The sequence below is a fragment of the Flavobacterium chungbukense genome, assembly GCF_020805785.1.
Taxonomy (GTDB): Bacteria; Bacteroidota; Bacteroidia; order Flavobacteriales; family Flavobacteriaceae; genus Flavobacterium; species Flavobacterium chungbukense.
The window spans coordinates 974,214-997,975 of sequence record NZ_JAJGZV010000002.1; the positions used below are offsets into that span (position 1 = coordinate 974,214).

A 23,762-nucleotide genomic window follows, 5' to 3' on the forward strand; every position below is an offset into this window, starting at 1 on the left:
AATGAAAAACATATCCAAAACAGTAAAAAAATCGGCACTGTTGTGTTTGATTGGAACATTTTTCCTTATTTCATTAGACACCTTTGCACAACGTCATGGCGGCGGTGCGGCTCATCGAGGCGGAGCTGTTCATAGACCTGCTGGAGGCACTCAAACAAGACCTTCTGCTACAAGACCAGCTAATCAATCTAGACCAGCGGTAACCAAACCATCAACAAATAGACCTTCAGTAACAAGACCTGGTTCTAACGGCTCTGGAACTAAAGTCACAAGACCAACCAATGGCTCAAACACCCAAATTAATAACAGAAAAAATACCACAAACCGCAATTCCAATAATACCAGAAATTCTGGCAATAGAAACACCAATATTAGTGGTAATACAAGAAATGTCGATCGAAGCAGAGATATTACCATCAACAACAATAGAAATACCGTAGTAAGAAGAAATACAGTTGTTTATACTCGCCCTCCTTATGTACACGGCGGATACAGATATTACGGATATCATCCTTATTATTATCACCCATATAGACCTTATTATTGGGGACCAGTTTGGCATCCTTGGGGATTTTTCGTTGCAACCTTGGCAGTTACGGCAATTGTGGTTAGCGTAGAAAACACTCAATATCATTATGACCAAGGAGTTTGGTATGCACCTTCCAACGGAGGTTATACTGCTGTTCCTGCTCCCGTTGGCGGAACAGTTAATAATATTCCTAGCGGAGCACAAACAGTCAACACTGGAACGGTTAACAATTACTATTATGGCGGTACTTACTATGAAAAAGATGGAAGTTCGTATAAAGTAGTTGCTCCTACTGCAGGTACGGTAGTAGAAAGCCTTCCTGAAGGAGGAGAAGAAGTTACGATAGGAGATGTAAAATACATCAAATTTGGAGAAACGTATTATCAACCTGTTCAAGTTGATGGAAAAGACAAATATGAAGTAGTTCTTGTCGAAGAAGACAAATAAAACTATTAATCCTATATATTTACTATAGTATAGTTTTTTTTCATAATTTTATCCCATCTATTACAACCATTATCAGTTCAAAAAAATAAACCATGAAAAACAAAACCTTTTGGATATTTGCACTACTGACATTATCCATCATTTCAATAGCGTACAGTTACAACAAATTTGCAGATAAAGAAGAAAAAACAGTTGCTGAATGTCATGAAACTCCTGTTAGTGTAGAATCTGAATTCAAACCGACTATCGAAAACAAATTCAAACCCGATACAAAAGCACCAAAGGGGATGGTTTGGATTCCTGGTGGCGAATTTTCTATGGGAACAAATGTCGAAGATGAAAGTTTATGCAGTATAAAAGGAGTTACTAAAGATGCCGCTCCTATTCATCGTGTTTATCTTGATGGCTATTATATGGATGAGACTGAAGTAACGAACGAAGAATTTGAAGAATTTGTTAAAGCTACTGGCTATGTAACTGTTGCAGAGCAAAAACCTACCAAAGAGGAATTTCCAACGGCAAGCGACGCTGATTTAATTACTGGATCTGTGGTTTTTACCCCTACTCCTTCTGCCGTTAATCTGAATAATTTTCTGCAATGGTGGCGTTATGAGCCGGGTGCAGATTGGAGACATCCGGAAGGCCCGCAAAGCACTATTAAAGGAAAAGAAAAATACCCTGTAGTTCATGTAGTTTACGAAGACGCGGCTGCTTACGCTAAATGGGCAGGTAAAAGACTTCCAACAGAAGCTGAATGGGAATTTGCTGCTCGTGGCGGTAAAACAGGAAATCTTTATGCTTGGGGAAATGACTTAAAACCTAAAGGGAAATTTCAAGCTAATATCTATCAAGGTCATTTTCCAATAAAAGATGGCGACACAGGTGAAGATGGATTTAAAGGAATCGCCCCAACGGCACAATACGCTCCAAATGCCTATGGCCTATACGATATGGCGGGAAATGTATGGGAATGGGTTAATGATTGGTATAGTGTCGATTATTACAAATCATTGGCTGAAAGCGGAAAAACAGTAAAAAACCCTAAAGGACCAGATGCCTATTATGATCCTAACGATCCAACAGAAATTAAACGTGTACATAGAGGTGGTTCGTTTTTATGCACCGATCAATATTGTACCCGTTATATGGTTGGAACAAGAGGAAAAGGCGAAATAAGATCTGCCGCAAATCATGTTGGTTTTAGATGTGTAAAAAGCAAATAAAAGCACCAAAATAACCGAAAGGGATTCTGTTTAGAGTCCCTTTTTTTATTAATTCAAGATATTTAAAGCTAAAATCTTTCGCAGAAAAATTTTTCTATATTTGCTAAAAATTCAAAAAAATGCAACATATCATAGATCGTTTTATCAGTTACGTAACAATTGACACTGAATCAGATCCACATTCACAAACAACACCAAGTACTCCAAAACAATGGAATCTTGCCAATAAATTAGTTGACGAACTAAAAGCAATTGGTCTTGAAGAAGTAACCATAGACGACAAAGCTTATATAATGGCAACACTTCCAAGTAATGTGGAGCATGAAGTGCCAACAATTGGTTTTGTTTCTCATTTTGACACTTCTCCAGATTTTAGTGGAGCGAATGTAAAGCCTCAAATTATTGAAAATTACGATGGAAAGGATATCATTCTGAATGCCGAAAAAAATATCGTTTTATCTCCAAATTACTTCAAAGATTTACTGCAATATAAAGGTCAGACCATCATTACAACCGATGGAACAACTTTATTAGGTGCCGATGATAAAGCTGGAATTACAGAAATTGTTTCTGCAATGGAATACCTGATTCAGCATCCCGAAATTAAACACGGAAAAATCAGAATTGGTTTTACTCCAGACGAAGAAATCGGTCGCGGGGCGCATCATTTTGATGTTGAAAAATTTGGAGCAAAATGGGCTTACACCATGGACGGAAGTCAGATTGGCGAATTAGAATATGAAAATTTTAATGCTGCCGGAGCTAAAATTACTTTTAAAGGAAAAAGCGTTCATCCAGGTTATGCAAAAGGAAAAATGATCAATTCGATGCTTTTGGCAAATGATTTTATCAATGAACTACCGAAAGGTGAAACTCCAGAAGAAACAAAAGGTTACGAAGGATTTTTCCACGTTCATCACATCAAAGGAAATATCGAAGAGACGGTTTTAGAACTAATTATTCGTGATCATAACAAGAAAAAGTTCGAAAACAGAAAGGAACTCATTCATAAAATTGCAAAGAAATTCAACAAAAAATTCGCAAAGAAGTTCGGTGAAGATATAGTTATAGCTGAAGTAAAAGATCAGTATTACAATATGAAAGAAAAGGTTCTGCCTGTAAAATATATTGTTGATATTGCCGAAAAAGCGATGCGAGAATTAAACATCAAACCAATCATAAAACCTATTCGCGGCGGAACTGATGGCTCACAACTATCTTTTATGGGATTACCTTGCCCAAATATCTTTGCGGGTGGGCATAATTTTCATGGAAAATACGAATATGTTCCAGCAGAAAGCATTCAGAAAGCGACAGATGTTATTGTAAAAATTGCAGAGTTAACAGCAATTCCAGGAATTTTTGATACACCTGAAAAATCTAAAAAGGCAAAATAGTGGAATCAAATCCTGATAAAAAACACGTTTGGGATAAAGTCAATAACTGGGAAGAAGAATTACTTTTTCTTAAGTCAATTATTGAAAAAACCGAATTAGTTGAAACCATAAAATGGGGCGCGCCAATTTACGTTTACAATAAAAGAAACGTTATTGGAATTGGCGGTTTTAAAAATTATTTTGCCATTTGGTTTCTTAACGGAGTTTTTCTAAAAGACGAAAAGAAAAAACTTATTAATGCTCAGGAAGATAAAACAAAGTCCATGCGTCAATGGCGATTTACGTCTAAAGATGAAGTAAACGAGAAAGACGTTTTAGAATACATCAAAGAAGCTATTGAAAATGAAAAGCAGGGAAAAGTTATTGCACCTTCTAAAAAAGAAGCCATCATTTCTGTGCTTTTAAATAAAGAAATGGAACTAAATCCTGCTCTAAAAGAAGCTTTTGAAAAATTCAAACCTTACAAACAATATGAATTTTTAGAATATATTGAATCGGCTAAACAGGATAAAACAAAACTATCAAGAATTGAAAAAGTGATTCCGATGATTTTGGCAAATATTGGATTGAATGATAAATATCGATAAATAAATTACAATATTTAAAATCCAAATTCCAAATTCCAAAACCATACAAGAGCCTTTGTCAAAGTTTAAAACTTTGACAAAGGTTTTTTCTTTTTTGTCATTTCGAGGAACGAGAAATCACACTAGAAACTCGACAAAGATTAGATATATTTTATAGAACTTCTAGTGTGATTTCTCCCTTCGGTCAAAATGACAAAACTATAGTGAATTTGGTTATAAACAAAAAAAATCCCAAACTCCATTTTGGAATTTGGGATTTTAAATATTGTACTTTAAAAAATTATGCTTTTTTAGCATTCAAAGCAGCACTCATTTCCATAGAAATTGCTGAGCGCTCGATTTTCAATTTTCCAGACATTGTTTCGATAATAACTGAAGTTTCAGCAAGCTCAACAACTTTACCGTGAAAACCACTTTTTGTAATTATTTTATCACCTACTTTTAGGCCGCTTTCAAATTCTTTTTCGTTTTTAGCTCTTTTTTGTTGCGGTCTAATCATGAAGAAGTAGATTACCACAAACATTAAAAGGAATGGCGCAAATTGAGTTAATTGTCCCATAATTTAAATTTGTTTTTGATTTATATTTAATATTCTTTTTTTAGCTTTTCGACTTTGCTCAAAGAGACAAAGAAGTTGGAATTTGGCATTTAAAAAATTGAAAGTTCAAGATTTACATTAACCCTCTTCCTACTTTTACCATCTTTTTATTAGCGGTAAGTTCTTTTACAAGATTATCTAAAATTCCGTTGATAAAAATACTACTTTTTGGAGTAGAATATTCTTTTGCAATTTCTAAATATTCGTTAAGTGTTACTTTTACTGGAATTGAAGGGAATTTAACAAACTCGCAAATCGCCATTTTCAAAATAATAGTATCAATTTCTGCAATACGATCGCTGTCCCAATTTGGTGTTTTATCGTCATATTCTTTTGCAAATTCTCTTTCATTTAAAACTGTTCTTCTAAACAAATCTTTTGCAAAATCTTTATCTTCAACATCTTTGTACAATTTAGGCACTCTAAAATCGTCTGGATCTTCTGTTTTGATTGCTTTTAATTGCTTTACAATATGTGTATTTACAACAGGAATATCATCAACCCAAGTTAATTTATCATCTTCTAAATACTCGTATAATTTTTCATTAGGAACAATTACATTTTCAAACAAATCAATAATAAATTGTCTGTCTTCTTCAAATGTATTTACATTGTTGCTCATGTATTTTTTGTAAATATCGCTTGCTTTTACATCATTTAAAAGCAAAATAATATAATCGTCGTTTAATGACCAGTTATTAATTTTACGATTTTCTAAAGCGATGCTAAGAGAGTTGCTTTCGGCAAGAAGTTGAAAAATTTTGTTTTTTACAAATTTTTCGTTTGGATTACGTTCTGCGGCAGTTGCCAGGTGTTTTTTGCTTGACAGATGTAAAAAAACAGATTCTTTTTTACAAATTTCTATTAATGAAGAAAGCATTATAAGGTATAAGTCCTGAATATTATCAATGCTGTAGAAAAGAAATTTTTCTTCTTTTTCCATATTTTCAGAACCGCTTTGATGCATTGCATAAATGGATTGCATTACTTTAACGCGTATGTGTCTTCTATTTACCACCTCGTAAGAACATTTAAAAATTAGTCTGCAAAAGTATAACTTTTAAGGCATATTTTAAAATTAATTCGTAAAAAAGTCTTCTTTTTAGTGGTCTTTTTTATTTAGTTTTCAGTCGCAGTCTCACTTTTTAGCATTTAGTATTTAGCAAAAACAAAAAGTCTCAGTTTCCAGTAGATCTGAAAACTGAGACTGAGACTGTAAACTTAAAAAATTACTTCGCCGCGTTTTCGATTCTTCTTTGATCGATACGGTTTTGAGCAATTGTTAGCGCCGCTTTATGCGTTGTAATATTATTTTTAGCTGCGAAATCAATAATTTCTAAAGTTGTATTATAGATATTTTCTGTTTTAGTCATGATTTCAGCTTTACCGTAGTTTGCCAATTCAGCGTAAACATTGATAATTCCACCTGCGTTGATTAAGAAATCTGGAGCGTATAAAATTCCTCTTTCTTGCAATCTTGCACCGTGAATATTTTCATCCGCCAACTGATTATTGGCTGCACCAGCAATAACTTTAGCTTTAATTTTATCTACTGTATTGTCATTGATTGTTGCTCCCATTGCACATGGCGCGTAGATGTCAACATCTGCTGTATATAAATCTTCGCCAGTATAAATTGTTGCGTTGTATTTTGAAGCAACTTGGTATAATTTTTCTTCGTTAATATCAGAAATCGTTACTTGCGCTCCTTCTTTAGTTAGATATTCTACCAAAGTTTCACCCACGTGTCCAATTCCTTGTACCAAAACTTTTTTACCATCTAAAACATCAGAACCAAACTGACTTTTAGCAGCAGCTTTCATACCTAAATAAACACCGTAAGCTGTAATTGGAGAAGGATTTCCAGAACCACCTCTTTCTTCAGAAATACCCGTTACGTAAGGCGTTACATCTCTTACAGTATCCATGTCTTTAGTTTCCATTCCAACATCTTCAGCTGTAATATATCTTCCGCTTAAAGAGTGAACGAATTCACCAAACTTGCGCATCAACTCAGGTGTTTTCTGTGTTTTCGCGTCACCAATAATAACTGCTTTACCTCCACCAATATTCAGTCCAGTAATAGCCGATTTAAAAGTCATACCTCTCGAAAGACGTAAAACATCATTTAAAGCTTCCCATTCTGTGTTGTAATTCCACATTCTGGTTCCACCTAAAGCAGGTCCCATAACCGAATTATGAATACCAATAATTGCTTTTAAACCCGTATCTTTGTCATTGCAAAATACAATTTGTTCGTGATCATCAAAAGATAACTGACCAAAAACAGGATCCATTTTTTGAAGTTCCTTTCCAGTTGCAAAAGTTGCATCCATAGCGCTAGTATAAATTAGTTAAAATTATGAATTCGTCAAAAAGACTTCTCAAACATAATTAAAAAATACATATGTGCTAATTTTTTACCTTTAAAATAACAATATTACAATGTAATTGTTTTGATTAAATCGCAAATTATTATAATTTTATTTGATAATAATTCTTAAATACAAATCAATTCAATATCAGATTTCTTAAAAAAATGAAAGAATTAAGCTATTTAAACAAATATTTCATCAAATATAAATACAGTTTCTGTTTAGGTATTTTAACAACTATAATCGCACAAATATTTTCTTTATACACTCCAAAACTTATTAGCAAGTCCTTAAATGCCATTGAGAATTTTGACAAACTATCAGCGGCAGATCAAAAATCAGAAATTATCATTGGTAATTTTCGTGCGGATCTCATTCATAATGTGTTACTTATTATTGGAACAACGATTGTTGCGGGATTTTTAACGTTCTTAATGCGTCAAACCTTAATTGTTATGTCGCGTCATATCGAATTTGACTTGAAAAATGAAGTTTTCAGACAATACGAAAATCTTTCTCAAACATTTTACAAACAAAACCGAACTGGCGATTTAATGAATCGCATTAGCGAAGACGTTTCAAAAGTTAGAATGTATGTTGGTCCTGCGGTTATGTACACTATAAATACAGCCATCCGCTTTGCCATCGTTATATTATATATGTACAATGTATCGCCACGTCTTACCTTATATACTATTCTTCCGTTACCGATTCTTTCGTATTGTATTTTTAAATTAAGTTCTGAAATCAATAAAAGAAGTACAACTTTCCAGCAATATCTTTCTAAAGTTTCAAGTTTTACACAAGAAATATTTTCTGGAATTAGAGTTATTAAAGCCTATTCGTTAGAAAATCAACATCAAAATAATATGGTGGATCTAGCGGAAGAAAGCAAAAGGAAAAGTTTAAGTCTTGCAAGAGTTCAATCTTTATTTGGTCCGCTAATGATTGCGCTTATCGGAATTAGTAATTTGGTTGTTATTTATTTTGGAGGTGTAATGTACATCAACGGAAGCATTCCAAACATCGGAACTATCGCTGAATTTATTTTATATGTAAATATGCTAACATGGCCGGTTGCTTCATTAGGCTGGGTTTCGTCTATGGTTCAGGAAGCCGAAGCTTCTCAAAAACGTTTAAATGAATTTTTAAAAATTGAACCAGAAATCAAAAACAACAACGAAAATTCATCTGACATTCAAGGGAATATTAGTTTCAAAAATGTTTCTTTTACTTATAAAGACACCAATATTGAAGCTTTGAAAAATATCTCTTTTACAGTAAAAAAAGGAGAAACATTAGCGATTTTAGGAAAAACAGGTTCAGGAAAATCAACCATTCTTTCTTTGATTTCGAGATTATATGATGTAACAGATGGCGAAGTGAAAATTGATGAAAACGAAATCAGCTCGTTAAACCTCAACGATCTTCGAAATAATATTGGAATTGTTCCTCAAGATGCCTTCTTATTTTCAGATACAATTAAAAACAATATCAAATTCGGAAATCAAAACGCAACTGACGAAGAAGTATTCACGGCCGCTAAAAATGCGGTTGTTCATGACAATATTATTGCGTTTAACAAACAGTACGATACCATTTTAGGAGAAAGAGGAATTACTCTTTCAGGCGGACAGAAACAACGTGTTTCGATTGCAAGAGCAATTATTAAAAATCCTGCCATCTTACTTTTTGACGATTGCCTGTCTGCTGTGGATACCGAAACCGAAGAAATGATTCTGAATAATTTATTTGAAATTTCGAAGGATAAAACAACCATAATTGTAAGTCATCGAGTTTCATCTGCTAAGAATGCAGACAAAATTATTATACTGGAAAATGGTAAGATAATTCAACAAGGCTCTCATAATCAATTAATAAATCAAGAGGGTTATTATGCATCGTTATATTTAAAACAACTTTCGGAAAAAGAATTACTTTAATTGTTGCGTAATAGATAATTTTTTATGATTTTTGAGTACTATTAATTCCAAAAATGATAGAACGTATTATGAGAGAAAATGACATGTTAGAAAAAGAAGAGATTTTTTCTAAAGTATTACGAGCAGGAAGAAGAACTTATTTCTTTGATGTGAGAGCTACCAAAGCTGATGATTATTATATCACGATTACCGAAAGCAAAAAATTTACTGAAGAAGACGGTTCGTTTCACTTCAAAAAACACAAAATTTACTTATACAAAGAAGATTTTAGTGCTTTTGCCGAAATATTAGAAGAAATGACTTCATACGTTTTGAACCACAAAGGCGAAGAAGTAATTTCTGAAAGACATCAAAAAGATTTTAAGAAAGAATATAGTTCTGAAAAAGTTGAAACACAAAGATCTAGCTTTACAGACATTGATTTTGATGATATTTAATTCAAAATAAAACTTTTCAAAAGTGCGAGTCCAATTTGTTTTACATTTTGGACTTTTTTTATATATAAATTCTTATTTTAGATTTTAGAGTTCAGATTTTCTCAAATCGGCTAAAATTCAAAACAATAATTCAATACTTTTAAAATGAAAAAATTAGTAATTCTTTTAAGTTTCTTCTTCTTTGCAATTTCTCTTTCTGCACAGAATTTAGAATATGAAACGAAAAACAACATTCAATATTACAATACAGCAGCGAACAAAGCTGATAAATATATCAACGAAAGATGCGTTTTAGATATTTATTACCCAAAAAATAAAACTGGTTTTGCGACAATCGTTTGGTTTCACGGTGGCGGATTAACAGGCGGAAGTAAAGAAATTCCAGAAGCCTTAAAAAATAAAGGCTTTGCTATAATTGGCGTAAACTACAGGCTTTCGCCAAAAGTAAAAGCCGCAAAAGCTATTGAAGATGCCGCATCTGCAGTTGCTTGGGCTTTTAACAATATTGCAAATTACGGAGGCGATAAAACTCAGATTTTTGTTTCTGGACATTCTGCTGGAGGTTATTTGGGTTTAATGATCGGTTTGGATAAAAAATATCTTCAAAAAGAAAACATCGATGCTAACCAAATTGCTGGACTTATTCCGTTTAGCGGACAATGTATTACGCATTTTGAAATTAGAAGAGAAAACGGAATTCCAGAAAAACAGCCAACAATTGACCAATTTGCACCTTTATATCACGTTCGTGCCGATGCTCCGCCTCTTTTATTAATTACTGGAGATCGTGAATTAGAAATGCTGGGACGTTACGAAGAAAACGCTTATATGGCGAGAATGATGAAACTGGTTGGCCATACACAAACTAAATTATACGAATTAGACGGTTACGGCCACGGAATGACAGAACCTGGTTTTCCGCTTTTGGTTAATGAAGTAAACCGAATTTTAAAAGAACGCAAAAAATAATCACTAAAAATAAAAATCCACGGCAATGGAGACACAATTATTAATCATACCAGGACTTGGAGATTCTGGAGAAAAACATTGGCAGACGTTTTGGCACGAAAAATTTGAAAATTCAATTCGTGTTGTACAAGATAATTGGGATGAACCAATTCGAGAAGAATGGCTTGAAAGATTAAATGAAAATATTTTAAAACTTAACAAACCAACTATTTTAGTAGCTCACAGTTTAGCCGTTTCATTGGTTTTACATTGGGCAGAAAAACACAATAACGAACATATTATTGGTGCGTTTTTAGTTGCTCCCGCAGACGTCGATTCACCTGAACATACACCTGAGTGCACAAGAAATTTTTCGCCAATACCAATTTATAAATTACCTTTTCCATCGGTAGTGGTAGCGAGCGAAAATGATCCTTACGCTTCTTTTGAAAGAAAAAAAATCTTAGCCGAAAAATGGGGAAGTGATTTTGTAAACGTTGGTCAACAAGGACACATTAATTCTGATTCTGATTTAAAATATTGGGAAGAAGGACAGTTGATTCTTAGACAGTTTATTGAAAAAATAAACCTTTAAATTTAACCGCAAAGATCACAAAGATTTACGCAAAGATCGCAAGACTTTAAGAGAAGCATTTGGTCAGTTAAAGTTCACAAAGCTTTGCGAACTTTAACCTATCTTAAAAATGTGACTTGCAAAAAAAACTTTGCGTGCTTTGCGATAAAATTTATTGATTAGAAACTAACCGATACGCAAACCATTTTCTATCTTAAAATCGGGAGCCAATAAAATTACGTCTCCCTCCTCGCCTACAGCACCTAGAACCAAACATTCGCTCATAAATTTTCCGATTTGTTTTTTTGGAAAATTAACAACCGCTACAATCTGGCGGTTTATCAAATCTACTTTTTGATATCTTTTCGTTATTTGTGCAGATGATTTTCTTATTCCAATTGCTGATCCAAAATCAATTGTAAGCTGAAAAGCTGGTTTTCTGGCTTCTGGAAAATCATTTACCTCTATAATTGTTCCGACTCGCATATCGGTCCTTTCAAATTCGCTCCAAGTTAAATCCATATCTATAGTGTTAAAATACAAACCTATTAATTTTGTAATTAATCATCCTAATTCTGTAACCGTTTTCTTTCGCTTAACTTTTAATTTTACGATAGAAAAATTTAAAATTCATCGTAAAATATATATAACATGGAACATACAGAACCAAATGCATGCTTGTCAATTAAGGATTTTGAATCTAATTTAAAACAGATTCATACTGATAAATATATAGAAACAGCACAAAATGTAAGGCTGTATGTAAAAGATTATGGACAAGGAAAACCTGTAATTCTAATACATGGCTGGCCACTTTCCAATGAAATGTGGGAATATCAAATTGATCATTTAGTGCAAAATAATTACCGTGTTATCGCTTACGACCGTCGCGGATTTGGAAAATCTTCTCAGCCTTGGGATGGATACGACTATGACACTTTAACCGATGACCTTCAGGAAATTATCGAACAATTAGAATTAGAAAATGTGACACTCGTTGGCTTTTCAATGGGTGGTGGTGAAGTAGTGCGTTATTTCAGTCGTCATGGAGGAAAAAACGTTAGCAAAATTGCTTTAATTTCTTCAATTATTCCTTTTTTATTAAAAACGAATGATAACCCTGACGGGCATCCAAAAGAGAAAAGCGAAAATACTGCCGCAGCAATCAAAGAAGATAGAATCGGGTTTATTGATAATTTCGGAAAAACATTTTTCGGTGTAAATATCATCAACAAACCTTTAAGTACGCCTTTGTTAGAATATTACAGAGCGTTGTGTTCGGCTGCTTCTCCGCGCGCCACTTTAAAATGTGCTGAATCATTTTCTTTTACCGATTTTAGAGACGAATTGGATTTCATAAAAGTTCCGACGCTTATCATTCATGGAAACGATGATAAAATTGTGCCGATAGACCTAACTTCTAGAAAAGCTGCTGAAGCCATTAAGAACAATACATTTATTGAATATGAAGGCGCTCCACACGGATTATTTTATACCGATAGAGAAAAACTAAACGAAGATTTACTTCAGTTTTTAAATTCATAAAAAATTAAAAAAAGTATCCAAAAAAGCAAGCTGAATAAGCTAACTGCTTTTTTGGATACTTTTTTATTCTTGTGCTCTTTTATTTACAGTTTTTTAAACTTATTTTTGAAAATCTAATTTCTTGTAAAATGGCACGAACCGAATCTTCAATGCTTCCTTTAGGAACGATTGCACCTGAATTTTATTTAAAGGACACCAATTCTAACGACACTTTCTCATTCGAAGATTTAAAAGGCTCAAAAGGCACTTTAGTGGTTTTTATATGTAATCATTGCCCGTTTGTACTTCATGTCATCAAAGAATTTGTAATGATTTCTAATGATTATCGTGTACAAGGAATAGGAATTATAGCCATTTCAAGCAATGATGTCGTGAAATATCCTGCTGACGCTCCAGAATTAATGACTGATTTTGCTTTAGAAAATAAAATTGATTTTCCTTATCTGTATGATGAAAGCCAAGAAACTGCCAAAGCTTATCAGGCAACATGTACGCCTGATTTTTATTTATTTGATAATGAAAACAAATTATTCTACCGCGGACAACTAGACGATTCTAGACCAGGAAACGGAATTCCGTTGAGCGGAAGCGATTTAAGAGGTGCTATTGATGCCTTAATTTACAACCGAAGTTTAAGAGAACCGCAAAAGCCAAGTTTGGGTTGCGGCATTAAATGGAAGTAATATCTCACTAAATTCAAAAAGATTACCTATCTTTGCAGATCAATTTTAATTCTCCTTATGGGAAATATAATATCACATACAGCTTCTATAAAGACGTTTTGCAATGCAAGACTGTTTGGCGCTGTAATTATTTCGCATAATAAGGCCTTTATTTTTTAGGCCTCCGTCTACTTCAATTTCTTCTTTCGGGCGGAGGATTTTACATCAGTTTAAACTTTTCTTTATTTGACAAAATTACATTTTGATCAAGTATTTTTTTGTTTTCCTTTTTTAAAATTTACCGACTAAAATCGGTAGATCATTCGTTGTCAAATCAAAAAAGAAGAAATCAATATAAAAATAATAATAATGTATAATAATAAAATTCAAATAGATATGAAACCTATTCCAACTTTCTGTAAATCAGATTATCAATTTCTAAGAGAATTGATTTTAAAAAGTAAAAATTCAACAAATACCAAAGAAGCCAATCAGCTTTCTCAAGAATTGGATCGCGCAGTAATAAGTAAAGAGAGTGAACTTGCAAGTTCTGTTATCCGAATCAACTCTTTTGTAACAATTGAAGATGTAAAAGCGAATAAACAAATGAAAATTCAAATCGTTTTACCTTCTGCCGCAGATGTAAAACAATCTAAAATCTCAATTCTAGCACCATTAAGCGTTGCTATTATTGGTTTTAAAGAAAATGATCAAGTAGATTGGGAATTGCCTACAGGTATTAAAACTTTAAAAGTAGTTGCTGTAGACAATACTGAAGTACATCATTCATAAACTTTTTAAACACCTCCTTTTGTGACGGTGTTTTTTTTATATCTATTTAAAAATAAAAAAATCCCATTCGAGATTCGAATGGGATTCTATTTATAACAATCCTAAGTTGCTTCTAAATTCTTATTTTACGTCCATTAATTCAACGTCAAAAATCAAAGTTGCGTTTGGTGGAATAACTCCTCCTGCACCAGCTGGTCCGTATCCTAAATCAGATGGAATTACAAAACGAGCTTTGTCTCCTACTTGCAATAAAGCGATACCTTCGTCCCATCCTTCGATAACTTGTCCAATTCCTAATTTGAATTCGATTGGTTTTTTACGTGGGTAAGAAGAATCAAAAACTTTTCCATTTTCTAAAGAACCTTCGTAGTGAACAGAAACTGTTTTTCCTGCTTCAGCTCTCTTTCCTTCTCCTTTCTGAATCATTTTATAACGTAAACCGCTTTCTGTTCTATCAAAACCAGCAGCTAATTGTTCCATTTTTGCTTCAGATTCTGCTTTTAAAGCTGCTTCACGTTTCATACGAGCACCTTTTAAACCAATAAAAGCTTCAATTGCATTCCATTTCTGAGCTTCATCACCAACTCTGATAATTTCCAAAGTTTCTAATCCATCACCTTGAGCAATAGCATCAACAACATCTTGTCCTTCTACAACGTGACCAAATACAGTGTGTTTTCCATCTAACCAAGGAGTTGGAACGTGTGTAATGAAGAATTGAGAACCATTGCTTCCTGGACCAGAATTCGCCATAGATAAAACTCCTGGACGGTCGTGTTTTAAACTTGGTACAAACTCATCATCAAATTTATATCCAGGATCTCCAGTACCTGTTCCCTTAGGACATCCACCTTGAATCATGAAATCTGCAATTACTCTGTGAAAATTTAAACCATCATAGAATTTTTGTCCTTGAGGTTTTACTTTATTTTCCATATTTCCTTCTGCAAGAGCCACAAAGTTACCTACAGTTCCCGGTGTTAAATCGTGTGTCAATTTTACTAAAATCGAACCTTTGCTAGTATTGAATTTAGCGTATATTCCGTTTTCCATGTTGTTATTTTTAATTTTGAACGCAAATTTACAAATTAATTTCTTAATCAATTTGCGCTTTTTATTTTTTAGTCCCGATGCGTCGGGATGGTTTATAAGTCAGTCCGTAAATCAGTATTGATATTAGAGACAGAACCATGCAGCCAATTGTTACAGCAGGCCATCCGCCCAATTTCCACAACAACAATCCATAAGCAGATCCTGCAGCAGTTCCTAAAAAAGTCAGCGACATAAATACGGTATTTAATCGGTTTCTTGCTTCAGGCAATAACGAATACACTCGTGTTTGATTTGAAATATGAACACCTTGAATCCCGATATCAATAAATACAATTCCGATTGCAATTCCGATTACGCTTTCAATCGAAAAATAGAAAATGATAAAACTGATTAAAACCAATAAACAGCCATAACCAACTGCAATTCTCGAATTTCCTTTATCTCCTAGTTTCCCAACCAAAGGCGCTGCCAAAGCTCCAGAAGCACCTACAATTCCAAATAATCCGATTGTTGCACTATTAAATTCAAATGGCTTACCCGAAAGCAGCAAAACCATTGTAGTCCAGAACGCTCCAAATTGGGCGAAACTGAAAACATTGATCGCAGTTGCCTCACGCAAAACAGGCTGTGTTTTTATAAGTGTAAATAAAGACCTGATTAATTGACCGTAACTTCCTTGAAACTGTGGTTTATTAACTGGAAATTTGCTTTGAATAACAAAAAAGATCAGCAAACAAATTCCAGCTGCGATATAAAACATCGATCTCCAGCCTAAAACTTGCCCAATAAAACCACTCAAAGTTCGAGACAATAAAATTCCTACCAAAAGACCGCTCATAATCGTTCCAACAACTTTTCCTCGCTCTTCCGGCGCGCTTAAAGAGGCCGCTAATGGCAAAATAAGCTGTGGCACTATCGACGTGATTCCAATTAATAAAGATGCTATTTGCAAAACCAGAAAACTTTTGGCCGTTGCAGCAATTAACAAGGCTATTACAGTTGCAAAAGTGGTCATTAAAATTTGCTTTTTTCGTTCTAATTTATCGCCTAGCGGCACCATAAAAAATAACCCAATAGCATATCCTGCCTGAGTTAGGTACGTTATGGTTCCGGCGCTGGCCTCGGGAATTTTAAATTCGTTGGCAATTAAAACAATCAAAGGCTGGCAGTAATAAAGATTTGCAACTATAAGACCAGTGCAAACTGCCATAAACAGTACGTTAGTTTTTGATAAATTCATTTTGCAAAAATACCAATCTAATCTTAATTGAAACTTTAAAAAAAGTATAATTTTTGAGATTTTTCAAACCATATAAGTCATATAAGTTCATTTTTAATGGCTTGAATAAACTCAAAAACCAAAAAACTTAAATTTCTTAAATCACTTATATGGTTGTTTATTTAAGCTTTTAATAATTCAAAAAATCTTCTCTCGCAGGACCAAAAACATCTGTCAGCATACCAGTCTCCAGACAAACAACACCATGAATTGCATGCGGCGGAATATAAAAGCTATCGCCTTCTTTTAGAGTTTCTGTAACACCGTTTATAGTTACATCAAATTTTCCGCTCGCGACATAGGTAACTTGCGTGTGATAATGTTCGTGTAAAACGCCAATTCCTCCTTTTTCAAAATGAACATTTACAAGCATTACCCTTTCATCAAAAGCTAAAATCTTACGTTTAATTCCATCTCCAACTACTTCCCACTCTATTTCGTCTCCTTTTATAAACTCTTTGCTAGTTCCTATATTCATAATTATATTTTTTTTAATTTATTGAATGCTTTTAAGATCTCTTTCCATTAACTGTAATCCTTCAGTTAAATTGTTTTCCTTAAAATATTTTTCTAATTCTTTTAACCTTTTAAGATTATCGTACTTAAATCCTGAATTTAATTTTCTTTGACAAAGCGAACACAATCTAATAGAATGATTATCTGTTTCTGACATACTATTGGTACCATTCATAACGCAATGAGCTTCAACACAATGATGCAGACCAAACATATGTCCAATTTCATGTGAGCAAATTTTCAGCAATCGCTCTAAACATAAATTAAAATCTGCTTCTTTTTGCATTCTATACATAGAACTTACTGCAATTTTATCTTTGTAAGAAGCGAGCCCAAAAACATAGCTCCATTCTGGTTTTGGATACAAATCTTTTTCTGTTACAGCCATTAAAGCTACTCCTTTTTTAGGTTTTTCCTTTTTTAGCACCTCTCTTAAAATATAACCCGCTAAAAACTGTTCTTGTTCCATACTACCCTTTCTTCTTGCATTGTTTGGAATAATATCGTTTGAAACACCAGGCAAAATAGCGGTTTCTAGTTGAAAAAATATTTGCAAATACTGGCGAACTAGTTCAATTTGTTTTAATTGTAGAGCATTAAATTTTCCAATCGGTTTTAAATAAATGATATTCTCTTCTTTAGTTGGAACTACATGTTTTGTTTTTATAAATTGATTAAAACTCTGTCCTTTTTCTTTATTAAAAAAACGCCATTCTCCGTAAACTGGTTTTTCAAGTTTAAGATCATTTCTTTTAATATCAACATAATAAGGCTCTTGCGGCACATTTTGCAGAGAATCTGATTGCAATTCTAGATTTGAATGGGAACTTTTAGTTTCTTTTTTACTTTCTTGGCAAGAAAAAAGAACCATAAACGCCAATAAAAGAAGTTTCTTCATATATTAAAGCAGAAATTTAGATTAGATTTTTTGAAATAAAATCGCAACTAGATTTAACAGATTCAAAGGAATTGATTGCGAAGTTATTTTCCTGTTCCACAAAAAAATGAACCATTCCTGATTGTTTTGCTTCGGCAAATAAAGACTTAAAATCGATTGTTCCAGAACCAACTTCAGTATTCAAATCATTATTTTTCTTATCCTTATCCTTCACGTGCCACATTTTAAAACGCCCTTGATTTTCCTTAAATAACTTTAAAGGATCATTTCCGGAATGAATTACCCAATATAAATCCAATTCAAAAAAGACCAAATCCTTATCGGTTTCTTTTAGTAAAATTTGAAACCCCGTAACGCCGTTGTGTCTTTCAAATTCAAAATCATGATTATGATAAGCTAGTTTTAAACCCGCCTCTTTACACATTTTTGCTGCTTGATTTAATCTTTCAGCAATCTTTTTATAATCTTCAATGTTTCTTCTAAAAGGCTCATCGACCCAAGAAATCGTTAAAAACTCACTTTCTACAGTTTTAGCCGCTTCGATTGCAGCAGATACCTCTGCCGTATTTCCATCGTACAAAAAGCTTCCTAAATTATAATGTCCGCTTACGGCTTTTAAACCATTATCATCTAAAATCTTTTTTAATTCTTTTGGAGCAAATCCCCAAAATTGGTCTTTTGTTGAAAAACCATAAGTTTCAACGGTTGAATATCCAGCTTTTGCCACTTTTTGTAAAGTTCCTTTTACATCCTTCGGAAGTTCATCTCGAAGTGTATATAACTGTAAACCTATTTCTTTTTTACTCATAGAAAATGCTAATGATGGCCGAGCCAAAACAGCTGTAGTGGCAAGCCCTGTGGTTACTATAAAATTTCTTCTTGTAATCATGTGGTTAGATAATTTCAAAGTAAATTTATCATAAAAAATGATTCGCAAGATTTTTTACAAAGTTTTGAAGTGCAATTTCTGTTTCTGGATCTATTATTTTGCCTTCCGCATTAACTTTACCTCGAACTCCTTGAATTAAAAGCTGCAATGAATCATCAAAACTCGCATCAAGAGTTTTCATAATTAACAAAAGTTGCTCATGCGCCATTTCTCCCGAAGCCGAAGCTGTTACCAAACCAACTTTTTTATTTGAAAAAACGGTCGTTGAAACAAACCATTCTAAAGCATTTTTCAAACTTCCAGGAAGGCTAAATACATATTCAGGAGTACAAATAATAACTCCTTGCACTTCTTTTATTTTATTTCTTAACGAAACAATTTCATCTGGCGCCTTATCTGTATCTAAATCAGGATTAAAGTGCGGAAGTTTATCTAAATCTTCAAATATTTCCAATTCAAATTCTGACTTTAATTGATGGGAAATATATTTAAGAATTTTAAAATTACTCGAATCTTTTCTGGTACTGCCCGATACAGCAAATATTTTTATTTTTGGTGACATTATTGTATAAAAAAAGTAGTATTTCTAAATTAACATTTAAAAATACTACTTTTTTAGAGATTAAAATCTCAAAATGCTTTTATCTGGAAGTATTGCTTGCTGAAGTCATACTTAACATTTTTACATCAACTGATTGAGGCGGAAATTTTTGTTTTTCGTTTCTCCAAGAAATAATTTTTCCCGATTTATCGACATACATATAGTCATATTTCCAATAATATGGCCCCGCATTGCCCGAAATCTCACTACTGTGATTTGTTGTAAAAATTTGATCGGCATAAAGCAATATCTCATTATTCTTTTCATCATGGAGAACACGTATTGGCGGGCCCCAAACTTTTATTAATTTTTGCTTCGATTCTCCAATCCACCTATCATGGACATTATTGGTTGAACAAGATATTTGCAAGAATATAATTGCTATTAAAAGTAAAGTTTTTTTCATAAGTGTAAGGCAAGTTTTATAGTTTAGCTGTAGCGTTTATATAAATTTAACACTATTATTTCAAATAAACAATATCATAGTTTATCATAATATTAAATCCGATAAAAGTCACAATATATACGACGAAATACATCTTTTTGGTTTTATATCTCAAAAATCAACTCAAAATAAGCGTTTTACAAATCTTTAGAAATAGACAAGAATTTACTTTGTATCTTTGCCGACAAGAAATTATTGAATAGAAAATGCGAATTGATATTATTACACTTTTACCTGAATTGCTAAGAAGTCCATTTGAGGCTTCGATTATGAAACGTGCCATTGATAAAGGTCTAGTTGAAGTACATTTTCACAATTTGCGTGACTACAGCACAAATAGGCAAAAAAGTGTAGACGATTATCCTTTTGGGGGTGGCGCTGGTATGGTGATGACCATTCAGCCTATTGACGATTGTATTACACATTTGAAGAGCGAACGTGAATACGATGAAATAATCTACATGTCACCGGATGGCGAAACTTTAAATCAAAAAATGGCCAATAAAATGTCTATGTATGAAAACATTATTATTCTATGCGGACATTATAAAGGTGTAGATCAGAGAGTTCGAGATCATTTTATAACAAAAGAAATTTCGATTGGAGATTATGTTTTATCTGGCGGAGAATTAGGCGCTATTGTTTTATCTGATGCCTTGATTCGATTAATTCCAGGTGTTTTAAGCGACGAAACCTCAGCATTAACAGATAGTTTTCAAGATAATCTGCTTTCTGGACCTATATATACAAGGCCTGCAGATTATAAAGGATGGAAAGTTCCAGAAGTTTTAACCAGCGGACATTTTGCTAAAATCGACAAATGGCGCGAAGACATGGCTTTTGAACATACAAAGAATAGAAGACCAGATTTACTGGAATAAATTCCAAATATTTAAAATTGCTTCGCCAGTTCGCTATCGCTCGTGTGCAAATTCCAATTAATCAATCAGTTAACAAATTGGAATTTGGAATTTATTTTTATTGGAGTTTTAATTTTTTTACTTACATTTGCACCCGAATTTGATCAACCTCTGGCGAGATCCGTGAATGTTGTTCTGATATAAAAACCATAATTTAGATTATCATGGCAGATTTATTAAAATTCGTTCAAAACGAATTCGTTGCTAAAAAAGATTTCCCTGAATTCGGAGCTGGAGACACAATCACAGTTTTCTACGAAATTAAAGAGGGTGAAAAAACAAGAACTCAGTTTTTTAAAGGAGTTGTAATTCAAAGAAGAGGTTCTGGTAACACAGAAACTTTTACTATTCGTAAAATGTCTGGATCTGTTGGTGTTGAGCGTATCTTCCCAGTAAACTTACCAGCTTTACAAAAAATTGAAATCAACAAAAAAGGAGCTGTTCGTAGAGCTAGAATTTTCTACTTCAGACAACTTACTGGTAAAAAAGCTAAGATTAAAGATAAAAGAAGATAATCATTTATCTAAATGTTATAAAAAACTCGTTTCATATCGTTTGAAACGAGTTTTTTTTATGTTCTATTTTCATTACTATCAAAACCGTAATTTTTTAATAGCAAAATCATCGATTTAGCAATATAATGAGTATGAAATAACAATCTGTTAATTTCGTCTTTTCTCATCAAAACTCAACCGATTTCGTTGTGATTTTATTATATTTGCTCCGCTCATTTTGAGCCGAATATATCTTTGAAATCGTTAACTCCTGACGATACGATTATAAAAAAAAAAGAAAATGACAAAATCAAAAATTTTTTACACCTTAACTGATGAGGCGCCGTTATTGGCTACTTACTCTCTATTACCAATTGTTCAAGCTTTTACAGCGACAGCTGGAATTGAAATCGAAACCAGAGATATTTCGCTGGCAGGAAGAATTTTATCAAATTTCCCAGATTCTTTAACCGATGCTCAAAAAACTGGAGACGCATTGGCAGAACTTGGCCAATTAGCAACTCAGCCAGAAGCTAACATTATCAAATTACCAAACATTTCTGCATCTGTACCGCAATTAAAAGCGGCAATTGCTGAATTACAATCGCACGGATACAACGTACCAAATTTCCCAGAAGATCCTCAAAACGATGCTGAAAAGGAAATTAAAGCAAAATATGCAAAAGTATTAGGTTCTGCTGTAAACCCAGTTTTACGTGAAGGAAATTCTGACCGTAGAGCTCCAAGAGCAGTTAAAAACTTTGCAAAAGCAAACCCGCACTCAATGGGCGCATGGTCTGCTGACTCAAAAACTAAAGTAGCTTCTATGTCAGGAGGTGATTTCTACGGAAGCGAAAAATCTCTTACTGTTTCAGAAGCTAATGATGTAAAAATCGAATTCGTTGCTAAAGACGGAACTTCAACTGTATTAAAAGCAAGCACTCCTCTAAAAGCTGGAGAAATTATTGATAGCTCTGTTTTAAGCGTAAGTAAATTAAAAGCTTTTGCTGCTGATGTAATTGCTGAAGCTAAAGCTGCAGGAGTTTTACTTTCTGTACACTTAAAAGCGACAATGATGAAAGTTTCTGATCCAATTATCTTTGGCGCTATCGTTGAAGTATATTTTGCAGATGTTTTCAAAAAATACGAAGCTTTATTCGCTGAATTAAACGTTGACACAAGAAACGGTTTAGGCGATATTTACGCTAAAATTGCAGGAAGACCTGAGCAGGCAGAAGTTGAAGCAGCAATTAATGCAGCGATAGAAAACGGACCAGCTTTGGCAATGGTTAACTCTGATAAAGGAATTACAAACTTACACGTTCCTTCAGACGTAATTGTTGATGCTTCTATGCCAGCAATGATTCGTACTTCTGGACAAATGTGGAATAAAGAAGGTAAAGCACAAGATACATTTGCTGTTATTCCTGATAGATCTTATGCTGGAGTTTACACGGCAACTATCGATTTCTGTAAAAAACATGGTGCTTTTGATCCTAAAACAATGGGAAGCGTTCCAAACGTTGGATTAATGGCTCAAAAAGCTGAAGAATACGGATCTCACGACAAAACTTTCCAAATTAAAGGTGATGGTATTGTTCGTGTAGTTGATGCAAATGGAAATGTTTTAATGGAACAAAACGTTGAAGCAAATGATATTTTCAGAATGTGTCAAGCAAAAGATGCTCCGATTCAGGACTGGGTAAAGCTAGCTGTAAACAGAGCACGTTTATCTGACACGCCTGCTGTTTTCTGGTTAGACGAAAACAGAGCACACGATAGAGAATTAATCGTAAAAGTTCAAAAATACCTTAAAGATTACGATACTACAAACTTAGATATCCGTATTTTAAACCCAATTGCTGCTACTGAATTTACTTTAGACAGAATCATCAAAGGTTTAGATACTATCTCTGTAACTGGAAACGTTTTACGTGATTATTTAACAGATTTATTCCCAATTTTAGAACTTGGAACTTCTGCTAAAATGTTATCTATCGTTCCTTTAATGAACGGTGGAGGATTGTTCGAAACTGGCGCTGGAGGTTCTGCTCCAAAACACGTTGAGCAATTTACAGAAGAAGGATATTTACGTTGGGATTCATTAGGAGAATTTTTAGCTCTTGGTGCTTCATTAGAACATTTAGGACAAACTTTAGATAACTCTAAATCAATTGTTTTATCTGAAACTTTAGACCAAGCAAACGATAAATTCTTAGCTAACGATAAATCTCCAGCTCGTAAAGTTGGACAAATTGACAACCGTGGTTCTCACTTTTATTTGGCTTTCTATTGGGCTCAAGCTTTAGCTGCTCAAGATAAAGATGCTGAATTGAAAGCAATCTTTACTCCGATTGCTGCTGAATTTGAAGCTAACGAAGCTAAAATTGATGCAGAATTAATCGGCGCTCAAGGAAAACCACAAACTCTTGGCGGTTATTACCAACCAACTCCAGAGTTAGTAAGCAAAGCAATGCGTCCTAGCGAAACTTTCAACGCTATTATTGCTAAAATCAAATAATTCAGAATACAATTGTATTATTGCATAAATAAAAAAGGACAACTCGAAAGGTTGTCCTTTTTTCTTAACTTATGTTTAACAGTCGTTTC

25 protein-coding genes are annotated in these 23,762 nt (G+C 33.5%); 14 read left to right on the forward strand and 11 right to left on the reverse strand.

The genetic code is table 11. The features are described 5' to 3' along the window. Nucleotide 1 precedes the first annotated feature (1 nt). The 4 genes from LL966_RS09515 (at nt 2) to LL966_RS09530 (ending at nt 4,183) form a co-directional block, all read left to right on the forward strand. Nucleotides 2–976 carry a DUF6515 family protein gene (locus LL966_RS09515; protein ID WP_229352709.1) on the forward strand — a complete coding sequence of 325 codons (975 nt, stop codon included), beginning with the start codon at nt 2–4 and terminating at the stop codon, nt 974–976. Nucleotides 977–1,068: 92 nt separating this feature from the next. Beyond that, the gene (locus tag LL966_RS09520) at nt 1,069–2,199 is read left to right on the forward strand and encodes a formylglycine-generating enzyme family protein (protein WP_229352710.1); all 1,131 of its coding nucleotides are present in this window, start codon (nt 1,069–1,071) and stop codon (nt 2,197–2,199) included. A 119-nt stretch (nt 2,200–2,318) separates the two neighbouring features. Then, nucleotides 2,319–3,596: a peptidase T gene (gene pepT / locus LL966_RS09525; RefSeq protein WP_229352712.1), complete on the forward strand. Its 1,278-nt coding sequence runs from the start codon at nt 2,319–2,321 to the stop codon at nt 3,594–3,596. After that, on the forward strand, nt 3,596–4,183 hold the full coding sequence (locus LL966_RS09530) for a YdeI/OmpD-associated family protein (RefSeq protein ID WP_229352713.1): 588 nt from the start codon (nt 3,596–3,598) through the stop codon (nt 4,181–4,183). The genes pepT and LL966_RS09530 overlap by 1 nt, the downstream gene beginning before the upstream one ends. 280 nt (nt 4,184–4,463) lie before the next feature. Here LL966_RS09530 and yajC read toward each other — a convergent pair whose 3' ends face one another. The 3 genes from yajC to LL966_RS09545 form a co-directional block, all read right to left on the reverse strand. Then, the gene (gene yajC / locus LL966_RS09535) at nt 4,464–4,742 is read right to left on the reverse strand and encodes a preprotein translocase subunit YajC (RefSeq protein ID WP_229352715.1); all 279 of its coding nucleotides are present in this window, start codon (nt 4,740–4,742) and stop codon (nt 4,464–4,466) included. A 112-nt stretch (nt 4,743–4,854) separates the two neighbouring features. After that, nucleotides 4,855–5,766, reverse strand: a complete 912-nt coding sequence (nusB, locus tag LL966_RS09540; RefSeq protein WP_229352717.1) for a transcription antitermination factor NusB — start codon at nt 5,764–5,766, stop codon at nt 4,855–4,857. Between the two features lie 244 nt (nt 5,767–6,010). Continuing rightward, complete coding sequence (locus LL966_RS09545) at nt 6,011–7,117, reverse strand: Glu/Leu/Phe/Val family dehydrogenase (RefSeq protein ID WP_317207130.1); 1,107 nt, start codon at nt 7,115–7,117, stop codon at nt 6,011–6,013. A 203-nt stretch (nt 7,118–7,320) separates the two neighbouring features. On the opposite strand from LL966_RS09545, the gene LL966_RS09550 reads away from it, so the two are divergent. The 4 genes from LL966_RS09550 to LL966_RS09565 all read left to right on the forward strand — a co-directional run bounded on the left by LL966_RS09550 (nt 7,321) and on the right by LL966_RS09565 (nt 11,079). Continuing rightward, a complete protein-coding gene (locus LL966_RS09550) occupies nt 7,321–9,099 on the forward strand; it encodes an ABC transporter ATP-binding protein (protein ID WP_229352718.1) in 1,779 nt (592 codons plus the stop codon). A 68-nt stretch (nt 9,100–9,167) separates the two neighbouring features. After that, nucleotides 9,168–9,536: a PUR family DNA/RNA-binding protein gene (locus LL966_RS09555; RefSeq protein ID WP_229352933.1), complete on the forward strand. Its 369-nt coding sequence runs from the start codon at nt 9,168–9,170 to the stop codon at nt 9,534–9,536. A 144-nt stretch (nt 9,537–9,680) separates the two neighbouring features. Then, entirely contained in the window at nt 9,681–10,505 is an 825-nt protein-coding gene (locus tag LL966_RS09560) for an alpha/beta hydrolase (protein WP_229352720.1), read from the forward strand. 25 nt (nt 10,506–10,530) lie between these two features. Beyond that, the gene (locus LL966_RS09565; RefSeq protein WP_229352722.1) at nt 10,531–11,079 is read left to right on the forward strand and encodes an RBBP9/YdeN family alpha/beta hydrolase; all 549 of its coding nucleotides are present in this window, start codon (nt 10,531–10,533) and stop codon (nt 11,077–11,079) included. A 165-nt stretch (nt 11,080–11,244) separates the two neighbouring features. Here LL966_RS09565 and LL966_RS09570 read toward each other — a convergent pair whose 3' ends face one another. Next, nucleotides 11,245–11,580 (reverse strand): tRNA-binding protein, encoded by a 336-nt coding sequence (locus LL966_RS09570; protein WP_229352723.1) that lies wholly within the window; start codon nt 11,578–11,580, stop codon nt 11,245–11,247. Nucleotides 11,581–11,709: 129 nt separating this feature from the next. Here LL966_RS09570 and LL966_RS09575 point away from each other — a divergent pair, with 129 nt between their 5' ends. From LL966_RS09575 to LL966_RS09585, 3 genes are all read left to right on the forward strand, one after another. Further along, nucleotides 11,710–12,603, forward strand: a complete 894-nt coding sequence (locus tag LL966_RS09575) for an alpha/beta fold hydrolase (protein WP_229352725.1) — start codon at nt 11,710–11,712, stop codon at nt 12,601–12,603. A gap of 128 nt (nt 12,604–12,731) precedes the next feature. Beyond that, nucleotides 12,732–13,286, forward strand: a complete 555-nt coding sequence (locus tag LL966_RS09580; protein ID WP_229352726.1) for a thioredoxin family protein — start codon at nt 12,732–12,734, stop codon at nt 13,284–13,286. A 348-nt stretch (nt 13,287–13,634) separates the two neighbouring features. Then, nucleotides 13,635–14,057: a GreA/GreB family elongation factor gene (locus tag LL966_RS09585; protein WP_229352728.1), complete on the forward strand. Its 423-nt coding sequence runs from the start codon at nt 13,635–13,637 to the stop codon at nt 14,055–14,057. A gap of 120 nt (nt 14,058–14,177) precedes the next feature. On the opposite strand, the gene LL966_RS09590 is transcribed toward LL966_RS09585, so the two are convergent. The 7 genes from LL966_RS09590 to LL966_RS09620 all read right to left on the reverse strand — a co-directional run bounded on the left by LL966_RS09590 (nt 14,178) and on the right by LL966_RS09620 (nt 19,699). Then, a complete protein-coding gene (locus LL966_RS09590; RefSeq protein ID WP_229352729.1) occupies nt 14,178–15,110 on the reverse strand; it encodes a peptidylprolyl isomerase in 933 nt (310 codons plus the stop codon). A 61-nt stretch (nt 15,111–15,171) separates the two neighbouring features. Further along, nucleotides 15,172–16,320 carry an MFS transporter gene (locus LL966_RS09595; protein WP_229352730.1) on the reverse strand — a complete coding sequence of 383 codons (1,149 nt, stop codon included), beginning with the start codon at nt 16,318–16,320 and terminating at the stop codon, nt 15,172–15,174. 199 nt (nt 16,321–16,519) lie between these two features. Further along, nucleotides 16,520–16,867, reverse strand: coding sequence for a cupin domain-containing protein (locus LL966_RS09600; protein WP_262909461.1), 348 nt, complete (start codon nt 16,865–16,867; stop codon nt 16,520–16,522). An 18-nt stretch (nt 16,868–16,885) separates the two neighbouring features. Beyond that, nucleotides 16,886–17,803, reverse strand: coding sequence for a Zn-dependent protease (locus LL966_RS09605; RefSeq protein WP_229352731.1), 918 nt, complete (start codon nt 17,801–17,803; stop codon nt 16,886–16,888). A gap of 16 nt (nt 17,804–17,819) precedes the next feature. After that, complete coding sequence (locus LL966_RS09610; RefSeq protein WP_229352734.1) at nt 17,820–18,692, reverse strand: sugar phosphate isomerase/epimerase family protein; 873 nt, start codon at nt 18,690–18,692, stop codon at nt 17,820–17,822. Between the two features lie 28 nt (nt 18,693–18,720). After that, nucleotides 18,721–19,254: an NADPH-dependent FMN reductase gene (locus tag LL966_RS09615; RefSeq protein ID WP_229352735.1), complete on the reverse strand. Its 534-nt coding sequence runs from the start codon at nt 19,252–19,254 to the stop codon at nt 18,721–18,723. 79 nt (nt 19,255–19,333) lie between these two features. Beyond that, the gene (locus tag LL966_RS09620) at nt 19,334–19,699 is read right to left on the reverse strand and encodes a hypothetical protein (RefSeq protein ID WP_229352736.1); all 366 of its coding nucleotides are present in this window, start codon (nt 19,697–19,699) and stop codon (nt 19,334–19,336) included. Between the two features lie 245 nt (nt 19,700–19,944). On the opposite strand from LL966_RS09620, the gene trmD reads away from it, so the two are divergent. From trmD to LL966_RS09635, 3 genes are all read left to right on the forward strand, one after another. Then, nucleotides 19,945–20,619, forward strand: coding sequence for a tRNA (guanosine(37)-N1)-methyltransferase TrmD (gene trmD, locus LL966_RS09625; RefSeq protein ID WP_229352738.1), 675 nt, complete (start codon nt 19,945–19,947; stop codon nt 20,617–20,619). A gap of 203 nt (nt 20,620–20,822) precedes the next feature. Beyond that, on the forward strand, nt 20,823–21,173 hold the full coding sequence (gene rplS / locus LL966_RS09630) for a 50S ribosomal protein L19 (RefSeq protein WP_229352739.1): 351 nt from the start codon (nt 20,823–20,825) through the stop codon (nt 21,171–21,173). A 280-nt stretch (nt 21,174–21,453) separates the two neighbouring features. After that, nucleotides 21,454–23,673: an NADP-dependent isocitrate dehydrogenase gene (locus LL966_RS09635; RefSeq protein WP_229352740.1), complete on the forward strand. Its 2,220-nt coding sequence runs from the start codon at nt 21,454–21,456 to the stop codon at nt 23,671–23,673. Nucleotides 23,674–23,762 lie beyond the last annotated feature (89 nt).

Excerpts from the sequence above, each read along its gene's own strand:
- LL966_RS09515 (WP_229352709.1), top strand. The coding sequence starts at position 2 with ATGAAAAACATATCCAAAACAGTAAAAAAATCGGCACTGTTGTGTTTG.
- LL966_RS09520 (WP_229352710.1), top strand. The coding sequence starts at position 1,069 with ATGAAAAACAAAACCTTTTGGATATTTGCACTACTGACATTATCCATC.
- pepT (WP_229352712.1), top strand. The coding sequence starts at position 2,319 with ATGCAACATATCATAGATCGTTTTATCAGTTACGTAACAATTGACACT.
- yajC (WP_229352715.1), bottom strand. The coding sequence starts at position 4,742 with ATGGGACAATTAACTCAATTTGCGCCATTCCTTTTAATGTTTGTGGTA.
- nusB (WP_229352717.1), bottom strand. The coding sequence starts at position 5,766 with ATGCAATCCATTTATGCAATGCATCAAAGCGGTTCTGAAAATATGGAA.
- LL966_RS09545 (WP_317207130.1), bottom strand. The coding sequence starts at position 7,117 with ATGGATGCAACTTTTGCAACTGGAAAGGAACTTCAAAAAATGGATCCT.
- LL966_RS09550 (WP_229352718.1), top strand. The coding sequence starts at position 7,321 with ATGAAAGAATTAAGCTATTTAAACAAATATTTCATCAAATATAAATAC.
- LL966_RS09555 (WP_229352933.1), top strand. The coding sequence starts at position 9,168 with ATGAGAGAAAATGACATGTTAGAAAAAGAAGAGATTTTTTCTAAAGTA.
- LL966_RS09560 (WP_229352720.1), top strand. The coding sequence starts at position 9,681 with ATGAAAAAATTAGTAATTCTTTTAAGTTTCTTCTTCTTTGCAATTTCT.
- LL966_RS09565 (WP_229352722.1), top strand. The coding sequence starts at position 10,531 with ATGGAGACACAATTATTAATCATACCAGGACTTGGAGATTCTGGAGAA.
- LL966_RS09570 (WP_229352723.1), bottom strand. The coding sequence starts at position 11,580 with ATGGATTTAACTTGGAGCGAATTTGAAAGGACCGATATGCGAGTCGGA.
- LL966_RS09575 (WP_229352725.1), top strand. The coding sequence starts at position 11,710 with ATGGAACATACAGAACCAAATGCATGCTTGTCAATTAAGGATTTTGAA.
- LL966_RS09580 (WP_229352726.1), top strand. The coding sequence starts at position 12,732 with ATGGCACGAACCGAATCTTCAATGCTTCCTTTAGGAACGATTGCACCT.
- LL966_RS09585 (WP_229352728.1), top strand. The coding sequence starts at position 13,635 with ATGTATAATAATAAAATTCAAATAGATATGAAACCTATTCCAACTTTC.
- LL966_RS09590 (WP_229352729.1), bottom strand. The coding sequence starts at position 15,110 with ATGGAAAACGGAATATACGCTAAATTCAATACTAGCAAAGGTTCGATT.
- LL966_RS09595 (WP_229352730.1), bottom strand. The coding sequence starts at position 16,320 with ATGGCAGTTTGCACTGGTCTTATAGTTGCAAATCTTTATTACTGCCAG.
- LL966_RS09600 (WP_262909461.1), bottom strand. The coding sequence starts at position 16,867 with ATGAATATAGGAACTAGCAAAGAGTTTATAAAAGGAGACGAAATAGAG.
- LL966_RS09605 (WP_229352731.1), bottom strand. The coding sequence starts at position 17,803 with ATGAAGAAACTTCTTTTATTGGCGTTTATGGTTCTTTTTTCTTGCCAA.
- LL966_RS09610 (WP_229352734.1), bottom strand. The coding sequence starts at position 18,692 with ATGATTACAAGAAGAAATTTTATAGTAACCACAGGGCTTGCCACTACA.
- LL966_RS09615 (WP_229352735.1), bottom strand. The coding sequence starts at position 19,254 with ATGTCACCAAAAATAAAAATATTTGCTGTATCGGGCAGTACCAGAAAA.
- LL966_RS09620 (WP_229352736.1), bottom strand. The coding sequence starts at position 19,699 with ATGAAAAAAACTTTACTTTTAATAGCAATTATATTCTTGCAAATATCT.
- trmD (WP_229352738.1), top strand. The coding sequence starts at position 19,945 with ATGCGAATTGATATTATTACACTTTTACCTGAATTGCTAAGAAGTCCA.
- rplS (WP_229352739.1), top strand. The coding sequence starts at position 20,823 with ATGGCAGATTTATTAAAATTCGTTCAAAACGAATTCGTTGCTAAAAAA.
- LL966_RS09635 (WP_229352740.1), top strand. The coding sequence starts at position 21,454 with ATGACAAAATCAAAAATTTTTTACACCTTAACTGATGAGGCGCCGTTA.